Origin of the sequence: Flavobacterium aquiphilum (genome assembly GCF_027111335.1) — a bacterium.
Lineage (GTDB): Bacteria > Bacteroidota > Bacteroidia > Flavobacteriales > Flavobacteriaceae > Flavobacterium > Flavobacterium aquiphilum.
In genome coordinates, this window is the sequence record NZ_CP114288.1 from 175,199 (window position 1) to 194,872 (window position 19,674).

At 36.3% G+C, this 19,674-nt stretch carries 12 protein-coding genes; 4 read left to right on the plus strand and 8 right to left on the minus strand.

The window, feature by feature from the left end; genetic code table 11:
* Positions 1-92 precede the first annotated feature (92 nt).
* The 6 genes from OZP12_RS00740 to OZP12_RS00765 form a co-directional block, all read right to left on the minus strand.
* The gene (locus OZP12_RS00740; RefSeq protein ID WP_281227128.1) at positions 93-2,096 is read right to left on the minus strand and encodes a glycoside hydrolase family 97 protein; all 2,004 of its coding nucleotides are present in this window, start codon (positions 2,094-2,096) and stop codon (positions 93-95) included.
* 85 nt (positions 2,097-2,181) lie between these two features.
* The gene (locus tag OZP12_RS00745; RefSeq protein ID WP_281227129.1) at positions 2,182-4,581 is read right to left on the minus strand and encodes a glycoside hydrolase family 31 protein; all 2,400 of its coding nucleotides are present in this window, start codon (positions 4,579-4,581) and stop codon (positions 2,182-2,184) included.
* Positions 4,582-4,659: 78 nt separating this feature from the next.
* Positions 4,660-7,089, minus strand: a complete 2,430-nt coding sequence (locus OZP12_RS00750) for a glycoside hydrolase family 2 TIM barrel-domain containing protein (protein ID WP_432419536.1) — start codon at positions 7,087-7,089, stop codon at positions 4,660-4,662.
* Positions 7,090-7,553: 464 nt separating this feature from the next.
* Positions 7,554-8,423: a hypothetical protein gene (locus tag OZP12_RS00755; RefSeq protein ID WP_281227131.1), complete on the minus strand. Its 870-nt coding sequence runs from the start codon at positions 8,421-8,423 to the stop codon at positions 7,554-7,556.
* Positions 8,424-8,448: 25 nt separating this feature from the next.
* Positions 8,449-10,026: a RagB/SusD family nutrient uptake outer membrane protein gene (locus OZP12_RS00760; RefSeq protein WP_281227132.1), complete on the minus strand. Its 1,578-nt coding sequence runs from the start codon at positions 10,024-10,026 to the stop codon at positions 8,449-8,451.
* 11 nt (positions 10,027-10,037) lie between these two features.
* Positions 10,038-13,124 (minus strand): SusC/RagA family TonB-linked outer membrane protein, encoded by a 3,087-nt coding sequence (locus OZP12_RS00765; protein WP_281227133.1) that lies wholly within the window; start codon positions 13,122-13,124, stop codon positions 10,038-10,040.
* Between the two features lie 778 nt (positions 13,125-13,902).
* Here OZP12_RS00765 and OZP12_RS00770 point away from each other — a divergent pair.
* On the plus strand, positions 13,903-14,622 hold the full coding sequence (locus tag OZP12_RS00770; protein WP_281227134.1) for an NUDIX hydrolase: 720 nt from the start codon (positions 13,903-13,905) through the stop codon (positions 14,620-14,622).
* A gap of 65 nt (positions 14,623-14,687) precedes the next feature.
* On the plus strand, positions 14,688-15,380 hold the full coding sequence (locus OZP12_RS00775; protein ID WP_281227136.1) for an NUDIX hydrolase: 693 nt from the start codon (positions 14,688-14,690) through the stop codon (positions 15,378-15,380).
* 307 nt (positions 15,381-15,687) lie between these two features.
* Here the strand turns inward: OZP12_RS00775 and OZP12_RS00780 are convergent, their stop codons facing one another.
* Positions 15,688-16,995 carry a nucleoside hydrolase-like domain-containing protein gene (locus OZP12_RS00780; protein WP_281227137.1) on the minus strand — a complete coding sequence of 436 codons (1,308 nt, stop codon included), beginning with the start codon at positions 16,993-16,995 and terminating at the stop codon, positions 15,688-15,690.
* A gap of 189 nt (positions 16,996-17,184) precedes the next feature.
* Entirely contained in the window at positions 17,185-17,790 is a 606-nt protein-coding gene (locus OZP12_RS00785; protein ID WP_281227138.1) for a hypothetical protein, read from the minus strand.
* Between the two features lie 153 nt (positions 17,791-17,943).
* Between OZP12_RS00785 and OZP12_RS00790 the strand changes: the two genes are divergently transcribed.
* Together OZP12_RS00790 and OZP12_RS00795 are read left to right on the plus strand one after the other, a co-directional pair.
* The gene (locus OZP12_RS00790) at positions 17,944-19,218 is read left to right on the plus strand and encodes a Y-family DNA polymerase (protein ID WP_281227139.1); all 1,275 of its coding nucleotides are present in this window, start codon (positions 17,944-17,946) and stop codon (positions 19,216-19,218) included.
* Positions 19,209-19,649 carry a LexA family protein gene (locus OZP12_RS00795; RefSeq protein ID WP_281227141.1) on the plus strand — a complete coding sequence of 147 codons (441 nt, stop codon included), beginning with the start codon at positions 19,209-19,211 and terminating at the stop codon, positions 19,647-19,649. The genes OZP12_RS00790 and OZP12_RS00795 overlap by 10 nt, the downstream gene beginning before the upstream one ends.
* The last annotated feature ends 25 nt before the right edge of the window (positions 19,650-19,674 follow it).

The window sequence follows — 19,674 nt, forward strand, 5'->3', positions numbered from 1 at the left end:
ACTGGGCGTAAGACCTATGGAATCTAACTAATTAAACTCTTCCAAATACCTAACAGGCTTTAAAAACCTATCGGATTTAAAATGTCCACAGATTATAATTTTTTGAATCTAACAGCTGTTCCGCCAGCGCCCCCTAAATGCAATTTCAATACATCTGAAGCTTTCACGGTTTTCTTAGAAATCGCAACTGCAGATGGATTGTGTGTTTCGTCAGTACCTTCGGCATCGGCATAAATCTGTGCCTCGTAAGTCGCTTTAGAATCTAAAAATGTCAATGGAACTGATATGTCCCTCGCCTTTTCATTAGTCATACTTCCCAAATACCAATCGTCACTGTTTCTGTCTTTACGGGCAGTTGTGATGTATTGTCCAATTTCGGCATTCAACACTTTAGTATCTGTCCAATCCGTTGGAACGTCTTTCAGGAATTGGAAAGCGGGTACTGCATAATTTTCAGGAAGGTCGGCCAACATTTGAATTGGCGAATAAAAACATACATACATTGCCAATTGTTGTGCCGTTGTTCCGTGTACTCTTTTTCCAGGATATCCTTGTTTGATTTCTACGTCTAAAACTCCAGGAGTATAATCCATTGGTCCAGACAACATTCTTGTAAAAGGCAAAATAACTACATGATTTGGCGGATTTCCTTCGCTCCAGGCATTGTATTCCTGACCACGAGCGGCTTCTCTTGCTAACATGTTTGGATAGGTTCTGCGTTCTCCTGTGTCTTTTATTGGTTCATGATAGAAAACGGCCAAATCATATTCGGCAGCTTTTTGCAAAACATATCTGAAATAATTCACTCCAAATTGTCCATGGTGCCATTCTTTCATGTTCAATTTTGAACCTACGTGACCAATTTTTACGGTATGGATTCCTAATTTTTTGTACAAGGCAAAACCGGCATCGATTTGTTTCATGTAGTTAATCAAGTTCGAACCTGTTTCGTGATAGCCGATAAGTTCTACTCCTTTTTCTTTTCCGTATTCTACTACTTTGTCCAAGTCGAAATTATCTGCACTTTGAGTGAAGCTGAACATGTGCATTTTGTTTTCATACCAAGCAGGCGTCCAGCCTTTGTTCCAACCTTCGATCAATAAATGATGTAATCCTTCTTTGGCGGTAAAATCAATATAATCTTTGGCATGATCCGTAGTAGCTCCTTGTTTTTCACCTTCCCAAAAAGTGTATTTTCCGATGTGCATGGCCCACCAAATTCCGAAATATTTAAATGGTTTTACATAAGATGGATTTCCTAATTTATTTGGTTCGTTAAGGTTTAGGATTAAATAGGATTCAATTAAATCGCCTGCATTTTCTCCAATCTGAAGTGTTCTCCAAGAAGAAGTGAAGGTATCTTTTACTCTTACTTTTACACCATCCGCCCACGGCACTAAATCCGTTTTCAGTTGTGTTCCTGTATTGTTTACCAATGTTGTACTTGCATAATCGATTAGATTGGCTTCGTGAAAACTGAGTTTCAATCCACTTTTGCTTTCCACTGTTAATGGAGTATGAACAGTATCTAAAGTGCTAACCGGAGAATCTTTATATAAATATTCGTAACGGTTTTCCTTGTATGCAGGAATCCACCACGCTTTTCCGTCTTCTTTCAGGTTGAAAGTTGTTTTTTCATCCATGATAAAAATACTGTCTTTGGTTCCTTGTTTTGGGTACACATATCTAAAAGCAATTCCATCATCGTATGCACGAAACTGAATTTCCAATTTTCGCTTTTCGGCATTTTTCTGTTGCAACTTCACCACCATTTGGTTGTAGTGATTTCTTATTTTTTTCTTTTCTCCCCAAACCTGTTGCCATGTCTCGTCGAAAGTAGAATTCTCAACTTTTACAACGTCAAAATTTTTGCTAAAATCTTCATTATTCTTTAGCATAAAACCCATATCAGATGGTGTAATCACTTGGATTTTTCCGTGATTAACCGAATATTTCGGAGCATTGTCAACCAATTGGAACTGGATTTTATTTTTCCCTTCGGGAGAAGCCACTTCGTAGGTTTTTGTTTTTTTGCCTTGAGCATTACCTATACTAATGGACAGTAAAAGTGCTGGAAGTATTAATTTCTTTATCATCATTGTGTTTTTTCGGCAATTCATTATAATTAATCGGGGGTCTAGATTTTCTATAACCCCGATTAAAGAACTAACCTAATTTATCCTATTTAATCCACTCAGTTTTGAAAGTAGTTTTTCCGTTTAACGGATTTGAAGCGGGTTCAAAATTGCTTCCTTTCTTAGAAACAGTAATAGTTTGTACAGCGTCAGTACCAGGCAAGAATACTTTGGCGGTGGCAGAATCGGTTGTATCTGCAGCGTATACTTTAAGGGTCAATTTGCTCCAGTCCATGTCTTTGGTAGATTGTGCCAATCCAATATGAGGAATCGCCGACCCTTCTCTAACTAAAACTACGATTGGAATATCTCCCGCTTTGATTTTATGCCATCCGCCTTGGTACACTTTTTTGGTTTGGTAATCAATCCAAGTTCCAGGTGGAAGATAGACGTCTCTTTCTGTAACTTCTTCAAACAAAGGGGCGACTAACATACTGGATCCAAATAAATATTCGTTGTCAACCAACCAAGCTCCCGGGTCATTTGGATATTCAAGGAATAAAGCACGCATCATTGGCAATCCTTTTTGAGAACTTTCTTTGGCTTGGGCATAGATATAAGGCATTAATTCGTAACGCATATTATCGGCATTTCTAAATCCTTCCAAGAAATCTTTGCTGTATAACCAAGGTTCTCTCGGAGGTTCACCATGACTTCTTACGTGTGAAGTAAACATTCCGAATGGTGCCCATCTGCGGTATAAATTCTCCGGTGATTTGGTTGCAAATCCTCCCACGTCATGACTCCAGAAACTGAATCCGCTCAATCCTAATGAAAGCCCTCCTCTTAATTCAGCTGACATTGCACCATTAGAAGTTTCGGCATCACCACCCCAGTGTAATGGGTAACGTTGGCTACCTGCCCAAGTACTTCTTGCCCAGATAAGAGTATAACCTTTTTCTTTCTGGGTAATTTCGGCAACGGCTTTGTTGTAACGCAATGGATACAAATTGTGCTCATAGAAACCGGTACGTCCTGAGTTATAAATTCCGTCCGGTGGTGCGGCTTCACCAAAATCTACTTTGAAAACAGAAACTCCTTGGTCGAATAAATGTTTCAATTTGCCTTGATACCAAGTTACAGTTGCAGGGTTTGAGAAATCCAAAACGGCATCTTCATAAGGAAGATTTCCTTTGCGATCACGCACGGCCAAATTTTTGTCCATGATTTCATTGAACAAAGTATTTTTTGGAGTGAAATATGGTAATTGCCATAGACACACATGGTAACCATCATCTTTCAAATCCGACATCATTTTCACTGCATCCGGAAAACGCTCTTTAGAAAATTCGTAATTGTTTCTCCAATCTACATCAAACCAACCAGTATCGAAGTGAATAACATCGGTTGGGATTTTGTAAGCGCGTAAATCTTTTGCCACCTGACGACCTTCTTTTTCAGAGAAATAAGTAATACGACTCATCCAGAAACCAAACGACCAAAGTGGCGGCATTGCGGCTTTTCCTGTCAAATTGGTGTATTCATCCAATATTTCTTTTGGTTCACCAATGAAGAAAAACAAATCGGCTTCATCATCACCAATATACATTTCATTGGCACTGGCAAAATATTTTCCAAAATCAACCGTAATAGGCGTAGAGTGGTGCATAAAAACTCCATAACCACGGCTACTCATGTAAAACGGAATTGGTTTGTACATGGTTTCGTTTTGAATACCATTGGCATCATCCGTCCATAAAACCACTTTTTGCCCGCGTTTATTGAATTGGGTAAATGATTCTCCGCAGCCAAATATTTTTTCATCTGGCTCTAAGCTAAAAGCAGCTCCCATGCTTCTGGAGTAATCGCTGTTTCTGCGTACAAACGAGAATGGAAGTGTTGGAGTGTATGTGTTTTTAAAATCAGAATCGTGAAGCGTACTCGTAAGCAGCTTTCCTTTTTCGTCATAAATTTTTATGTGCCAAGGTTTTGACAAAATCTCAACAGAACCGTGTTTGCTGGTGTATTTATAACCACCTTCGATTTTAGATGATTTCCACAATTCAGGATGATTTGGAGCCACTCCATCAACCAGCATCAAAGAGGTTGCTTCTGGGTGAAATTGTGGTCCGGAAGTTGTTTTAATACGAATGGAACGATCCGATACAAACTGAATCTGAAAAGGCAATTCAGGGGAAACTGAGTACTCAGTCGTTGGGAATTCATTGGCAGGAACCACACCTGGCTTCATCATCATATTATTGAAAGCCTGACGGGTTTGATAATTGTAACGCAAATATTTTATAGTTCCTTTTCCTGTTGCAGGATCAAAACTGGTTAGCTCATCTGCAAAATAAAAAGTGTTTAAATAGTTCTGAAAATCTTTGCTGATATCGATTGGTGCGTTCAAAACATCAGCGTTTTGAATTTGAGCAAATCCTTTTGGACTTACAAAAAATCCAAATACCATAAATAGGGATAACGGTATTAGTTGTCTTTTTTTCATTTTCTTGTTTTTTTATTTTAGTTAATCCTTTGCCTTTTCAAATAAGAAGAATCAGACAAAGCAATTTACAGTATTCTTTTATTTAATCGTAATGAATGTCGTACTACTTTTCAATCCAGTGGCATTGGCAGTCAATTCAACTTTTCCTGCTTTTTCACCAGCCTGGATAACAACCAGACATTTTCCGTTAAGAGCAGTGTGTCTGTCTCCTTTATAAGATTCATGACTCACAGGATCACCGCTGCAAACCCCAACTATTTTTCCGTTTCCTTTCAAAGAAAATTGGATTTCGTTATTGGCATTTGGCGAAAGCACACCATTCGCATCTGTTATATCCACCGTTACAAAAGACAAATCATTTCCATCGCCTTTGATAATAGCTCTGTCTGCGGATAACTTTAAAGCAGCTGGTGCTCCGGCAGTTTTGATTGTTCGCTCCAAAACTGTTTTTCCGTTTTTACGGGAAATAGCTGTTAAGGTTCCTGCATGGAAAGGAATTCTCCACATCACGTGCAAATCATCGCCTTTTTTACTTCGAACGCCAACTGATTTTCCGTTAAGGAAAAGCTCCACCTCATCGGCATTATTGTAATATGCCCAAACGTCTACATTTTGGCCTTCCTTCCAATTCCAATGCGGAAAAAGATGCAAAACAGTTTTCTTAGTCCATTCGCTTTGGTACATATAATAAACATCCTTTGGGAAACCTGCCAAGTCCACAATCCCAAAATAAGAACTGATCGAAGGCCATTCGTAAGGAGTTGGTTCACCAATGTAATCAAAACCAGTCCAGATGTACATTCCAGAAAGGAAATCGTATTTTTTAATCACTTTCCAAGTCGCTTCATGAGTAGAACCCCAAGGTGCCTGCACTTGGTCATAAGCCGAAACCGTGTTACCAGGCTTTCCTCCTGTAAATTTGAGGTCCCATCTTACCGGCCATTTTTTTAAAGTATCCGAAACCACGTCATAATAACCACGTGTTTCTAAAGCCGAAGTTGTTTCGGTAGCTATGAAAGGAGTATTTGGGAAGTTTTTTTGATGATGTTCAAAAGTTTGGTGGGCATAATTGTAACCAATAATATCCAAAGCCCCCGAAGTTGCCAATAAATTGAAATCGGTTTTTGCTTTTTCAAATTGCAATGCCACCTCATCAATTTTCATATTAACAGCAGGATTCATGGCCGCAGTAACCAAACGTGTTGCATCCAGTTTTTTTACAATCGCCGATAATTCTTTGGCAATTGTGACTCCTTCTTCACTCCATTGCTCCGGAATTTCGTTTCCGATACTCCACATAAAAATACTTGGGTGATTACGATCTCTAAGGATTTGGTCCTGCAAATCTTTCACATGCCATTTATCCCAATCGAGACTGTAGTCATATTTATTTTTTGCTTTTTTCCACATATCAAATGCTTCATCCATGACAATGAAACCCATTTTGTCGCAAAGATCCAAAAGCTCTGGTGCCGGAGGATTATGGGAAGTTCTTATTCCATTTACACCCATTCCTTTCAGAATTTCCAACTGACGTTCGATAGCTCTTGTATTAATTGCCGATCCTAACGGGCCTAAATCATGGTGCATGCAAACCCCTTTGATTTTTACTTGTTTTCCATTCAGAATAAATCCTTTGTTAAGATCAAATTTGAAATTTCGGATTCCGAAATTGGTTTCATACTGATCGATAACTTGATTGTCAATGCTTATTGTAGTAACTGCTCTATAAAGTTCCGGTTTTTCGTCAGACCATAAAATTGGGTCATTTACGATTAAGTCTTGATTCAGAACCAGATTTACATTTGCAGCAATGCTTATATTTTTGGTAACCGAAGTTACTTTAATGTCATTTTTGAAAATTGTGGTTAGAATGCTCGCGTTTTTTGGCGCGTCATATTGATTTTTAATTGTAGTCTCCAAATGCACCGAAGCACTTTTGGCAGTAACTTTTGGGGTAGTTACATAAGTTCCCCATTGATCAACATGTAATTTATCTGTTGTTTCCAACCATACGTTTCTAAATATCCCCGATCCGGAATACCAACGAGAGTTGGGTTGTTTTGAATTGTCAACTTTGACAAGAATTTCATTGTTTTTATCTCCGAAGTTCAAATAAGGAGAAAGGTCATATTGAAAACCAATATACCCATTTGGGCGTTTGCCAAGGTAATGTCCGTTAATCCAAACCTGACTGTTTTTATAAACACCGTCAAAAACAATTGACGTAATTTTTTCTTTATTTTCTAGAGCGATCTTAAATGTTTTTTTATACCATCCCAAACCTCCATTAAGGGCACCTCCGCCATAACCTGCAGGGCTTTTTTCATCAAACTTTCCTTCGATACTCCAATCATGAGGCAAATTTAATACTCTCCAAGTAGTCGAACCGTTGATGGTATCTTTGTCTTTTATACTATCATTCAAATGAAAACTCCAACCGGAATTGAATGCTATTTTCCTAGAATTGGAAATAGTTCCTCCGCCTTTTTCAATACTGGCCATCATTAGAAATGTAACTCCCAGCAGCATCCCTATTTTCAGAAAATTGCTTAAATATTTCATTTTTCTTAAAGTATTAAAGATTTTAAAATTATAAATGTGTCAATAAGGATATTGCCTAAATTCTACACTCTTATCGACACATTTATAATTATAACTATCCCATAATGTGATCGGTGAAAAGCCGTTAATGATTAACCCAAAACAAAAGCTACAAGACTAAAACCTCACTTATTTAGGCTTACAAATCAAATTTTATATCACTTCCGACTAATCACTTTTCACAAATTACAAAGTGGTAACAGTTACAAATTATTTCTTTTCAGTTCTCATTTCCTTTGAATTCTAATAGATCCCTACTATTTTAGGTTTGTTATCAAGAGCAGTAGTATGATTCCACTCTTGATAACTACCTATTCAAAACAAAAAAAACTGTACTAATTCAATTCTATTAATCAACCAAACATTTTTTAGTTTGATGTTTTTGGGACTAAGTTCATAACCACTTGAACTCCATCATTACGAATCAATGCATAACGCAACGAATTGGTTTTAAGCTCTATTAATCTCACATCTGAAAAAGTAAATCCAGACATAGTTTCTTTGTAATAGGCATTGGTATGAAGCATTTGCAATCCGCCGTTCATAATAATTCTATCGTTTTTAGCTTGTGATGTAAGTTGAAATGAATATGTTCCAACTGAAGTTGTTTGTGCTGTACTTCCTGTATCCAATGAAGTTTGAACAATTTTTACGTTGTATCCTCCTTTTAGATCAAACGTAACTTCACCCCAATCTTTATTTTCTATTCCAGACCAAGAAACATCATTGATACTTCCTGGGAACCAAGCCCAATCACCTTCTAAGGTGGTGTTGATATAACCTGGACCAACAAAAGCAAATGGACTTTCAGTCACCATATTAATTTTCCAAGTTTTTCCTAGTTCTCCATTAGTAAGCATTTGCCATCTAGGATCGCTAAATAATGTACTATCATTTTTAAGAACAGTTACTGTTTTTGAAGACGTTACAGAACCCCCTCTGGCAAAAGCTGTAAAATTCACAGTATAAGTTCCGGCAAAAGGCATGGCAATAGTAGTTTCATTCAAGTTTGAATGCCCTAGTTCATTACCTTTGGAATCAGTATAACTCCAATAAGGAATCACGTCTGGCGTCATATTTTTTACCACTAAATTATTTCCGTTCACAACAGCGGTAAAATTTAAGTCCTCTGACTTAAGTGTCATTTCAGGAAGGCTATTACGGTCTTCTGACGGTTCACAAGAAAAAAGTGAACCTAGAGTTATTGCGGCTATAAGTATATATAGTATACGTTTCATAGTTTTCTTTTTTTATTAGTTAAAATTACCAACCTGGGTTTTGTGACATTGTTCCGTTAGAAAGTACTATTTGAGACTGAGGCAATGGGAACCAACCCAATGTTTCAGGTCTAAACGTAACATTAAACTGAGTTCCGGCACCACTGTTATCAATAGCCGCTTTCGCCACAGACATACCTTGTCTAATCAAGTCAAAATAACGTTGCCCTTCCAGAGCGAATTCTAAACGACGTTCATCCATAATAGCAGTTTTGGAAACAGCCACACGGTTATTTGCATTTTGATAAGCACGGTCACGCACTTTGTCAAGACAAGTTTGTGCGAATCCGTTATTAGTTCCCAAATTAAGCTCCGCAGCCATCAACAATAAATCCGAAAAACGGAATATGGCGAAATCTTGGTAGTTATCAATTTGGAAATTTCCTCCGTTGATTTCTACAATAGCTTTTCCGGCTGCATCAGTAATTGGACAATATTTTTTCCAGGCATACCCTGTGTATTGACGTTGATCTCTTGCTTGAGGATCAAAATTCAAACCTTCGCCTGCAAAGTTGATAATAGTAGCATCTCTACGAGTATCACCCAAACCATACGCAGCATACAACTTAGGGTTTACAGTAGCACCACCCCATCCTGTTGCATAACGTCCTATGCTACCTCCACGTGGTGCAATAAGCACTTGAAAACGGTTCCCTTCATGAAGTCCCCAATCTCCTTTACCTGATCCATTGTAACGAACAGCCCAAACAATTTCAGTATTCCCTTCGCCAGCAAAGTTTTCAAGGGAAGCTGCAAGCCATAAGTTAGCAAAATTAGGCACGAGAGCATGTCCACTATTATTAACGGCATCATTAATATAAGTTATAGCTTGTGGTTTAGTAACTACCCCAGCCAAATCAGCTTTTTTATAATAATCCGTATAGAATAAAAAGGTTCTGGCAATGTATGCTTCAGCAGCCCATTTTGTAATTCGACCATAATTTGGGTTTCCTGGTGTAGAATAGTTATCCTTTCCTAAATTATCTGCAGCAAACTTTAAATCATTGGCAATTAAAGCATAAGTCACTTCTGGAGCTACTCTTGGAGAATAAATTTCACTTGGAGTAATTGGTTTGTCAAGCGCCACAATATCCCCAAACATTTTAGCCAACTGAAAATGGAAATGTGCTCTCAAGAAACGGGCTTCAGCTTCGTATTTTGTTTTAAGTGACGGATCAGTTCCCCAATCCACTTTATCTAAATTGGCCAACAAAACATTTGCTCTGTAAATTCCCTGATAAGGTGTTTTCCAGGCATTTCTGTTCATATCTTTGTCTGCTACATACATAAAGCGGTCCCATTCTAAATCATTTTGCGCATCAGAATTCCCATATCCTCCAAAACAATCGTCTGAGGCTTGCTCGCTAATCAATAATGGACAACCGTACTCATCACGTTGTAACATATCATAAATCGCTACAAGTCCTTCATAGGCATCACTTGGCGTTTTATAAAAATTCTCGGTTACTTTTTCGGTATAAGGTTCATTTTCCAAAAAGTCACTGGAACATGCCCCTAATACAAGAAGACTTGAAATTGCAACTATTCTAATATATTTTTTCATCAGTATCATTTTTAAAAATTAACATTAAGACCTAACATGTATGTTCTTGGCTGTGGATAAAATCCAACATCGATCCCTTTTGCCCAAGATTGGTTTGCATTTCCAAATCCAATTTCAGGGTCCATTCCTTGATAATTAGTAAACGTAAACAAGTTATTTGCCGCTACATAAAATCTGAATTTGCTGAAGAATTTAAGATTGTCTGTTAATTTCGTTAAATCACAACCCAATGTAACCGATTTAATTCTGAAGAAATCAGCATTTTGAATATACAAATCAGAGAATTTAGTGTAATTCCCGTTAGCATCTGTACCATAAGTTACTCTTGGAATTGAATTTGAAGAACCCGCAGTAGTCCATCTGTCCAAAATAGTAGTAGTGTAATTATTATAAGCACGAGTATAATCATGAACCCCGAAAACGTTTTGGCTTCCTGAAACACCATAAGTATAAACAGATAAATCAAATGCTTTATAAGTAAGATCGAAGCTTAAACCATAATTAACATCCGGATTTGGATCACCAATTTGAGTTTTGTCATTGGCATCAATTTTCCCGTCACCATTTAAGTCAACAAAACGAACATCTCCAGGCACTGCATTTGGTTGAACACCAGCTGCAACTTCGGTTGCATTTTGGAAGATTCCATCTGTTTTCAATCCGTAGAAATATCCAATTGGTTTTCCTACTTCAACTCTGTTAATTTCATCTATACCTTGGAACAACAAGTTAGTCTCTCCATGGATAATTCCTTCAGCATTTGCAATTCTTGTAACTTTATTTTTATTGAAAGAAACATTACCATTTACTGCAAAAGTCCAATCTTTTCCAAAGTTTGTGTGGTAACCTACAGCAAATTCATAACCTTTGTTACTAATATCCCCACCATTGATATAAGGTGCTGAAGCTCCGGCAATATCCGGAATAGAAGCCTGTACTAACCAATCTTTGGTCTTTTTATCATAATAGTCAAAAGTGAAAGTCAATGAAGTAAACAAAGTAAGATCAAAACCTAAATCCAATTGCTCTGACGTTTCCCATTTCAAATCAGGATTCGCAATCGCATCTGGGCTAGATCCCACTTGCAACGTTTCATCTGTTGTACCAAAGTGATATGTTTTATCATAAGAACTTATTGTTGACATATATGCAAATGATTTGATTTGGTCATTTCCATTTTGTCCCCAGCTTCCTCTAACTTTAAGATTGGTCAACACACTGCTTTCTGGAAAGAAACTTTCTTTGTCCACATTCCAACCTGCAGAAAATGATGGGAAAACTGCATATTTATTATTAGGCCCAAAATTTGAAGAACCATCTCTACGTACTGTGGCTGAGAACAAATATTTGTTGTCATAATCATACAATAAACGTCCGAAATAAGATTGCATATTGTAATCACTGCGTCCTCCAGATACCGTATTCGAAGTTTTATCTGTTGCGTTGCTTAAGTAAGCATGTCCAAAATCATCAAAATTCAAATCTTTTCCGGTAGCACTTTGGTACTCATACACACTTTCTTTGGCTGAAGTACCAACCAAAACATCAAAGTGGTGAACATCGTTTAATGAAGCTTTGTATTGTAAAGTGTTCTCAAACAACCAACCCAATCCTTTATTTGCGCTTTGAGTTACACTTGATATAGTATTGTTGTTAGTAGAAGAAAGATTATAAACCGGAGTATACGAACGGTAAGCACTATCAGTAACATCTACCCCATAACTTGTTCTGAACGTAAAGTTTTTCAAGAATTTCGCTTCCGCAAAAAAGTTACCTACAAAACGGTCAATTTTATTCTCATTGAAGTTATTGTAATACATTGATCCTAGCGGGTTGCTGATATCAGCTGCAACAATAGAATGTGCAAAATCTCCATTGGCATCATACGCTTGATCGATTGGAGGTGCATTCAAAAATCCTCTAATACTGTTACTGTAAATCCCTTGATCAGAAACACCATTGCTTTTGATATTTGAATAAGAGAAATTTTCCCCAACTTTCAAATGATCTTTAATTAGTTCCGAAGTTGAATTCACAGTAAAAGTAGTACGGCCGTATTTCGATTGGTTATTTTGACTACCAATAAGTCCGTCTTGACCATAATAAGATAATCCTGTAGCGATAGTTGATTTTTGATCACCACCAGTAATCATCAAAGAGTGGTTTTGTTTTACCGCTCCCTCGTTAAACAAATCATCTTGCCAATCGTGATCTGGAAAAGCAGCAATTTGTGCCTGAGTGTACAAAGGTGTTAAGCCCGAGTTTACTCTTGATTCGTTTATGATTGTAGCGTACTCATAAGAATTTAACAAGTCTAATTTTTTAGCAACATGTTGAAAACCTGTATAAGTGCTCAATGCCACATTCATTTTACCTTCTTTTCCTTTTTTAGTAGTTACCAATACAACACCGTTTGCAGCTCTAGCTCCATAAATAGATGCTGCAGAAGCATCTTTCAGGATATCAACCCTTTCAATAGAAGAAGGGTCCAAATAGCCAATACCATTATCAATAACTACTCCATCCACAACATATAAAGGTGAATTGTTTCCTGCGGTTCCTACCCCACGAATGTTGATTACCATTCCAGCTCCAGGTTGCCCGGAAGTCGAAGTAACATTAACCCCTGAGCTTTGTCCTTGCAAGGCATTCACTACGTCACCAACGGCAACTGCCTGAATATCTTTAGCAGATACTACCGAAGTAGCAGCTGTAGAAACTTTCTTTTTCTGAGTTCCGTACCCGATAACGACAACCTCTTTAAGGTCTGACGCTTCCGCTTGCAAAGTAACATTTATCGTCGATTGATTGTTTACAGAAACTTTTTGGGTCCTAAAGCCCAAAACTGTGAATTTCAAAACATCATCCGGTTTTACGGTAATTTTATAAGCACCATCAAAATCCGTCGATGCACTTGCACCACCTCCTTCTACGGTAATGTTTGCACCAGGAATACCTATGCCGTCTCCAGCGGAGGTCACTTTCCCGGTTACAGAAAGTGTTTTCTGTTGTGCAAAACCTGATTGTAGCATAAATACACTGAACAGGAGTGCCATACAAAAGGGAAGCATTGTCGATGTACAATATTTTCTTTTCATAATAATTTAAGAATTGGTTAATTTTAAGTTAGTGTTCATTGTTTAGGTTCTAAAAGCTTGGTTAAAATTGGTTCAAATAATTCATTGGTTTTTTTATTTGTTAAGGCTCTCCATTTGCACGTACAATGGTGTCAAAATCTTTCTTAGAGCATGCAGCTCTTTTTAATTCAACTTTTCATTCCCGTCAAATAATCCGCTACGCTTTTGGCGTAATTATTATTTATATTTCTAAAAATATATTCGTACTGATAAAATCTTTATCTGAAACATTTTCAACAAATCCTGAAATCTCTATTTAAAAGAAAAGACCATAATTTCATTATTGAAATCAAAAACTGACGTTTTTATAAATATCCTTTCCAAAATGACTTCTATAAAACACATATTATTACTAATGTGCTTGTTTTGTTAATGTTCTTTTGTACTTTTGGTCAAACAAACCATAACGTTATGGTTAATTTGACTACAAGTATATGGCATATTTTTTATATTAACAAAAAATTGTGTCAAAATATTTGTGATTGATAAAAAAAGGAATCTATTTTTACAGATATTATATATTAAAAACAAAGGGGTTGATTGATTTTTAAAAACATTATATCGCTTTGAAACCCTTATTTTTCAAGTAATTAATCTAAAAGGGGGAATAAACCAAAAAATAATTATTCGTTTGAAGCCTCAAAAATTGGTTTGATAATAATTACTTTACAAAATATATTTTGGTTCAAATAATTGGTGATTTAAATAAAGAAAATTAAGCAGTAAACATTATAAGGCCATGGGCGGAAAAATTTTAGATCGGGATTTAATTCAAATTACAGAGCAATCTGCCATGAATGCCATTACAATAGACTGTGTAATATTTGGTTTTGACAATGGTATACTTGAAGTACTATTGGTACAACATGCCGAAGGTATCAGTAAAGGAAAATGGGGACTTCCGGGTGGTTGGATAAAAAAGAAAGAGAGTACAGATAACGCTGCACATCGGTTATTGGCAGATCTGACCGGCATGGACAATATTTACCTTGAACAATTAAAAGCTTTTGGAGAACCCGACCGATTTCCGCTTAGAAGGGTCATCACCATTGGTTATTATGCATTGGTAAAAAGAGAAGATTATAATATTAAAGCAGGTTTTACGGCCTCGGATGCCAAATGGTATAAGATTAACGAAATACCCAATTTAATTTACGACCATAATGAAATTTTGGCCTATAGTATAAAAAATCTACGTAATAGAGTACGTCAGGCACCAATAGGTTTCAATTTATTGCCAGAAAAGTTCACCCTCTTGCAACTGATGCACTTGTATGAAGAAATTTTAGGAGTGGAAATGGACAAATCCAATTTCCGCAGAAAAATTCTACACATGAAATTACTGGTTCCACTAGACGAAAAACAGCAAGATGTTTCGCATCGTGCAGCGCAATTATATAAATTTGACCCTGAAATTTACAATAAACTCACTGATAAAGGATTTAACTTTGAATTCTAAATTCTTTTTTAAACCAAAACAAATGAATACCTCTTTTCTAAAACAAACCAAAAAATAATGACAATATGACTACAGACAATAAAGAAACAGCTATTGAAGGAATCACAATTGACTGCGTCATATTTGGATTTAACAAAGAAAGCCTCGAAGTGCTATTGGTACAACATGCCATTGGAGAAAGTGTTGGACAATGGGGCCTTCTAGGTGGTTGGCTGAGAAAAGACGAAAGTTCGGATGATGCTGCCCAACGGATTTTGTACGAGCTAACCAGCTTGGACAACATTTATTTGGAGCAATTAAAAGCATTCACAGATCCAAACCGTGTAAGCGAAAGAAGAGTTGTAACGATTGGCTATTATACATTGGTAAACCGCGAGGACTATAATATTAAGGCCAGCATTACTTTAAGGGAAGCCAAATGGTACAAAATCAACGACATTCCTGATTTAATTTTTGACCACAACGAAATTTTAGATTTTAGTTTGATGCAATTACGCAATCGCGTACGACAAGCACCTATTGGATTTAACCTTTTGCCCGAAAAATTCACATTATTGCAATTGATGCACCTTTACGAAGAAATATTGGGAATCGAATTGGACAAATCCAACTTCCGCAGAAAAATTCTGCATATGAAATTATTGGTTCCATTGGACGAAAAACAACAAGATGTTTCGCATAGAGCCGCTCAATTGTACAAATTTGACCCTGAAATTTACGAAAAACTAACCCAAAAAGGCTTCAACTTTGAGTTTTAAGCCCTTTTGACTAATTCCGTTATTTAGTGAAATTTGGTTTTCTATAAATTTTCACTATCCTTTTCTAAATAATTTCCTTTTGTTTAAATAAAAAAAGACCCGATAGATAATCAAACTACCGGGTCTGGAGTAGAAATAACTAATTAAGACTCCTTTTTATAACTAAAATTGATGTTGAAAAACTATTCTATATCTTATGGTTAATTTGACCACAAGATAATCATTCTTTTTAAATTGACACTATTTAATTTCGCAAAATATACTCGCCAAACTGTTAAAATATTCTCAAAGCCTCTCTTTTCTAATTTCATTCCTCATTAAGCCAATTCCACCGCTTTGCCCAATCCATTAAAATTTCATCTCTCCACTTCAAAACAGTTTTCCCTCCTTGTATCTTACCAAAATAAAGCTCTTTAGCCTGCTTATCAGTAAACCAATCATCTCCCAGTTTATAATCTGACTTATTTTGTTTTCCAGGCCATAAATTATCTACGACCAATGCTCCTTCTTTTCCATTAATTTCCTTAATGTCAGAAGAAAATTTATAATTTAAAACTTCGGCTTTTTTTGGAATGTATCTTATGGCGTAAATCCCTTCCTCTATGTAATACCCTGGCCATTTCTGAACTGTTTTACCGTAAGGAACCTCCATCCAGAATTGAATTGATTCTTTCTCGGCTTTTATTTTTGGCCCTTTGAATCGAAACTCTACTATAGAACAAAATGCAACGGTATCTTTAATAGATGTTGCATGATCTAACACAACTCTTGGACTATAATCAAACTTTTCGAAACTGCCTCCCCAACTCTCACGTGTTGGGTCTTCGGGATTACCATCCATCATATAAAGCAATGAAGGAGTGTCTCCCATTTTGACTTCTCCCTGGTAATAATTTTTAAAATCCTTGCCCAAAAAACTTTTATCCTGAATATACTTATCATAATAATTTGAAGCAGTTACACTATCAGGTTCGTCACTATGCGAAAACAAGCCGTAGTAAGAAGAATTATCTTCAATAAACCATAAGTTTGGAAAATTTGCAACAATGTAAGCGTAACTATTGGCACTCCATTTTTTATTTGGTCCCCCTATCCAATACACACGAATTTTATTATGAATCTCAGGTGCATCATGCAAAGCTTGTGCTAAATCTTCCAAACCACCCCAACACAGTATCCACAAAGGCTGAGAACTTTTCTTTTTAGCACATTTTACAATCCAGTTGGAGCCTTCTGTTGCATTTGAATAACCTATACCTATAAAAGATACATTTCCACGATAACCTTGTTTTGATATCGAACGCAAATACTTTGGAGATGCAAATCCAGACTGATGCTTTTGCAATTTAGGAAGATCCTTTTCATACAAATCAATCATCTTAATTATCTCTTGTTTACTGCCGTTCCCATAAGATGGAGATGAGATTAGTCCTTCTATTTCGAATTTGTCACTATACATTAGTAAATGGGTCATCGATTGATTATCATCAGGATCTGTCCCTCCAATATCAGTACTTATGAGTATTCGTGGTTTTTGAGACGTTGGTTGCTGACCATTTACCGAAAAAAATGGAGTTAAAAAACAAAACAAATAAAAACAAATCTTCATGTTCATATTGATATTGAATTAATTAATGCAATCGATTACATTGCTAAGATAAGTTTTTTATCATTACAAAAATCATGAACCAAACTCGATTATTAGAAATAAAAATTCGTCCACAAAAAACACGATACTGATTAAAAAGGATTTACTTAACATACAAAAACAACAAAGCCTTGAGAAATCAAGGCTTTGTTGTTTTTAGTTATAAGCTTTTTTCAATAAAAGCTTAGATAATGATTTTGCTGTTTTTGCGTATCCCTCGCCAATTCGGGATTCATTACTAAAGTTATTTCCCCACTGATCTCCCGGAGCTTCTTCACTTGTAATCTCCAATAAAACATTCGATTTATTTGCTGATTCAACAAATTTTAAATTTGTAGTAACCTTTGCTGGTTGCTTCATTATTCCTGCATCCCAGCCTGGATAAATCCATACGGTTCGGACAATTAAAGTATATGGAGTCTTCGCACCTTCCTGAAAAGTCACATCTTTGCCAGCTTTGGATAATACAATATTTCCTATTTCTAAAAATTTTGGTGTCCAAATTTGATCTTTGGCAGAAATCCATTGTTTTTGCCAAATGTTTCCGTTACCTTTTACTTTACTATTTAAATCCGCTTTGTGCTCTTCAACATATTGAGCTTCTGATTTATTTTCCTTCATCATAGTAAAATTACTATAATCAAATTCAATATTAATTTCTTTTTGGTCTTTCAAAAAATCAAAATTTCCACTTACAACTTTCATATCCTGAGCAAATGCAAATCCTGAAACTAATAACAATGCGAATACTAATTTTTTCATATAAAAATGGTTAGGTTAAATTTCAAATGTAATATTTTTTTTAAAAATAACTACCATTTCAGCATTTGCATGATTCTTTTTCAAGATTTATTAAATCCAAAAATTAACTTTCCATATCAAAAAGCATATTCTACTATTGCGTAATTTTACAACATGTATGCTTTAGTCGACTGCAATAATTTTTATACTTCCTGCGAACGTGTTTTTCAGCCGAAATTCAACGGAAAACCTGTTGCGATATTGTCGAACAATGACGGCTGTGTGATTTCGAGAAGTGAAGAAGCCAAAGCAGCCGGAGTGCCAATGGGAATTCCGGCATTTCAAATCAAAGAATTGGTCAAAGAAAAAAATATCACTTTATTCTCTTCCAATTATCCGCTTTATGGCGATTTGAGCAATCGGGTGATGAAAATTTTGGGACAATTTACGCCCAACGTGGAAATCTACAGCATAGACGAAGCTTTTCTGAATTTTGACGGCTTAAAGATTCCTGACTATCATGACTATGGTTTGCAGATGAAAAACCGTGTCCAAAAATGGGTTGGTATTCCAACTTGCATTGGTATTGCCGAAACCAAAGCATTATCCAAAGTTGCCAATAAAATTGCCAAAAAATTCCATGAGAGAACCAAAGGTGTTTATGTTATTGATACTGAAGAAAAACGCATTAAAGCTCTAAAATGGACCAAAATTGAAGATGTTTGGGGGATTGGCTACCGCACCATCAAGAAGGTGAAACTTCGAAAAATCAATACTGCACTCGATTTTATCCAACCGCAACATGAGGCTTGGATCAAAAAAGAAATGGGAGTTGTCGGTCTTCGTCTGAAATATGAGTTAGAAGGCAAATCGGTTTTGGATCTAGAACCTATTACCGAACAAAAAAAGAGCATTGCCATCACCCGAAGTTTCCCAAAACAAATAGCCGATTTTGATTCGCTTCGGGAACGAATAACCACTTTTGCCGCTGTATGCGCCGAAAAATTACGAAAACAGCACTCTTGCTGCCACACCATTATTGTCATGCTGGTAGTTGACAAACATTCGGTCAAAACGTCCAAATATTATTTTAACGTGGCAATGACACTGCCCTATCCGAGTAATTCTACTTTGACCATTTCCAACACAGCCATAGAAATGCTGAAAAAAATGCACAAAGGCAATGAAGGAATCAAATTCAAAAAAGCAGGAGTCATTGTTACCGGATTGATTGATGAAAACAGAAAACAATTCCAATTATTTGAAGAAGAAAGCCCAAAACATCAGGCTCTAATGAAAGTAATGGATCAATTAAACCATAAAATTGGCGATACCAAAATAAAATTGGCCAGCCAAGACCTAAAACGAACTTGGAATATGAACCAAAATTATCTTTCGCCAAAATATACCACAAATTTCAAAGATATACTTGAGATACAATGTCTGTAAAAAAAGAACAAAAACTCACATTTTTCCGTCCCGACTTTGAAAGCGGCATGCAAATTCCATACATCAACGAAGGGGTTTCGGCTGGCTTTCCCTCGCCTGCTACCGATTTTATGGAAAGCTGTATTGACTTGAATAAAGAGTTAAGCGAAAATCCGTTAGCTACTTTTTATATCAAAGTAAAAGGCAACTCGATGATTGATGCCGGCATAAACGACAAAGATGTATTGGTCGTGGATCGAAGTTTGGAACCGCAAAACAACAAGATTGCAATTTGCTGTATCGATGGCGAGTTTACCGTAAAACGCATTCAGGTCGAAAAAGACTGTTTATTTCTAATGCCCGAAAATCCCAACTACGAACCCATAAAAGTTACCGAAGAAAACCAGCTCATCATTTGGGGAATGGTCACTTATGTGATAAAAAAAGTGTAATCATTTAGTATATTCAAAGTTTAAC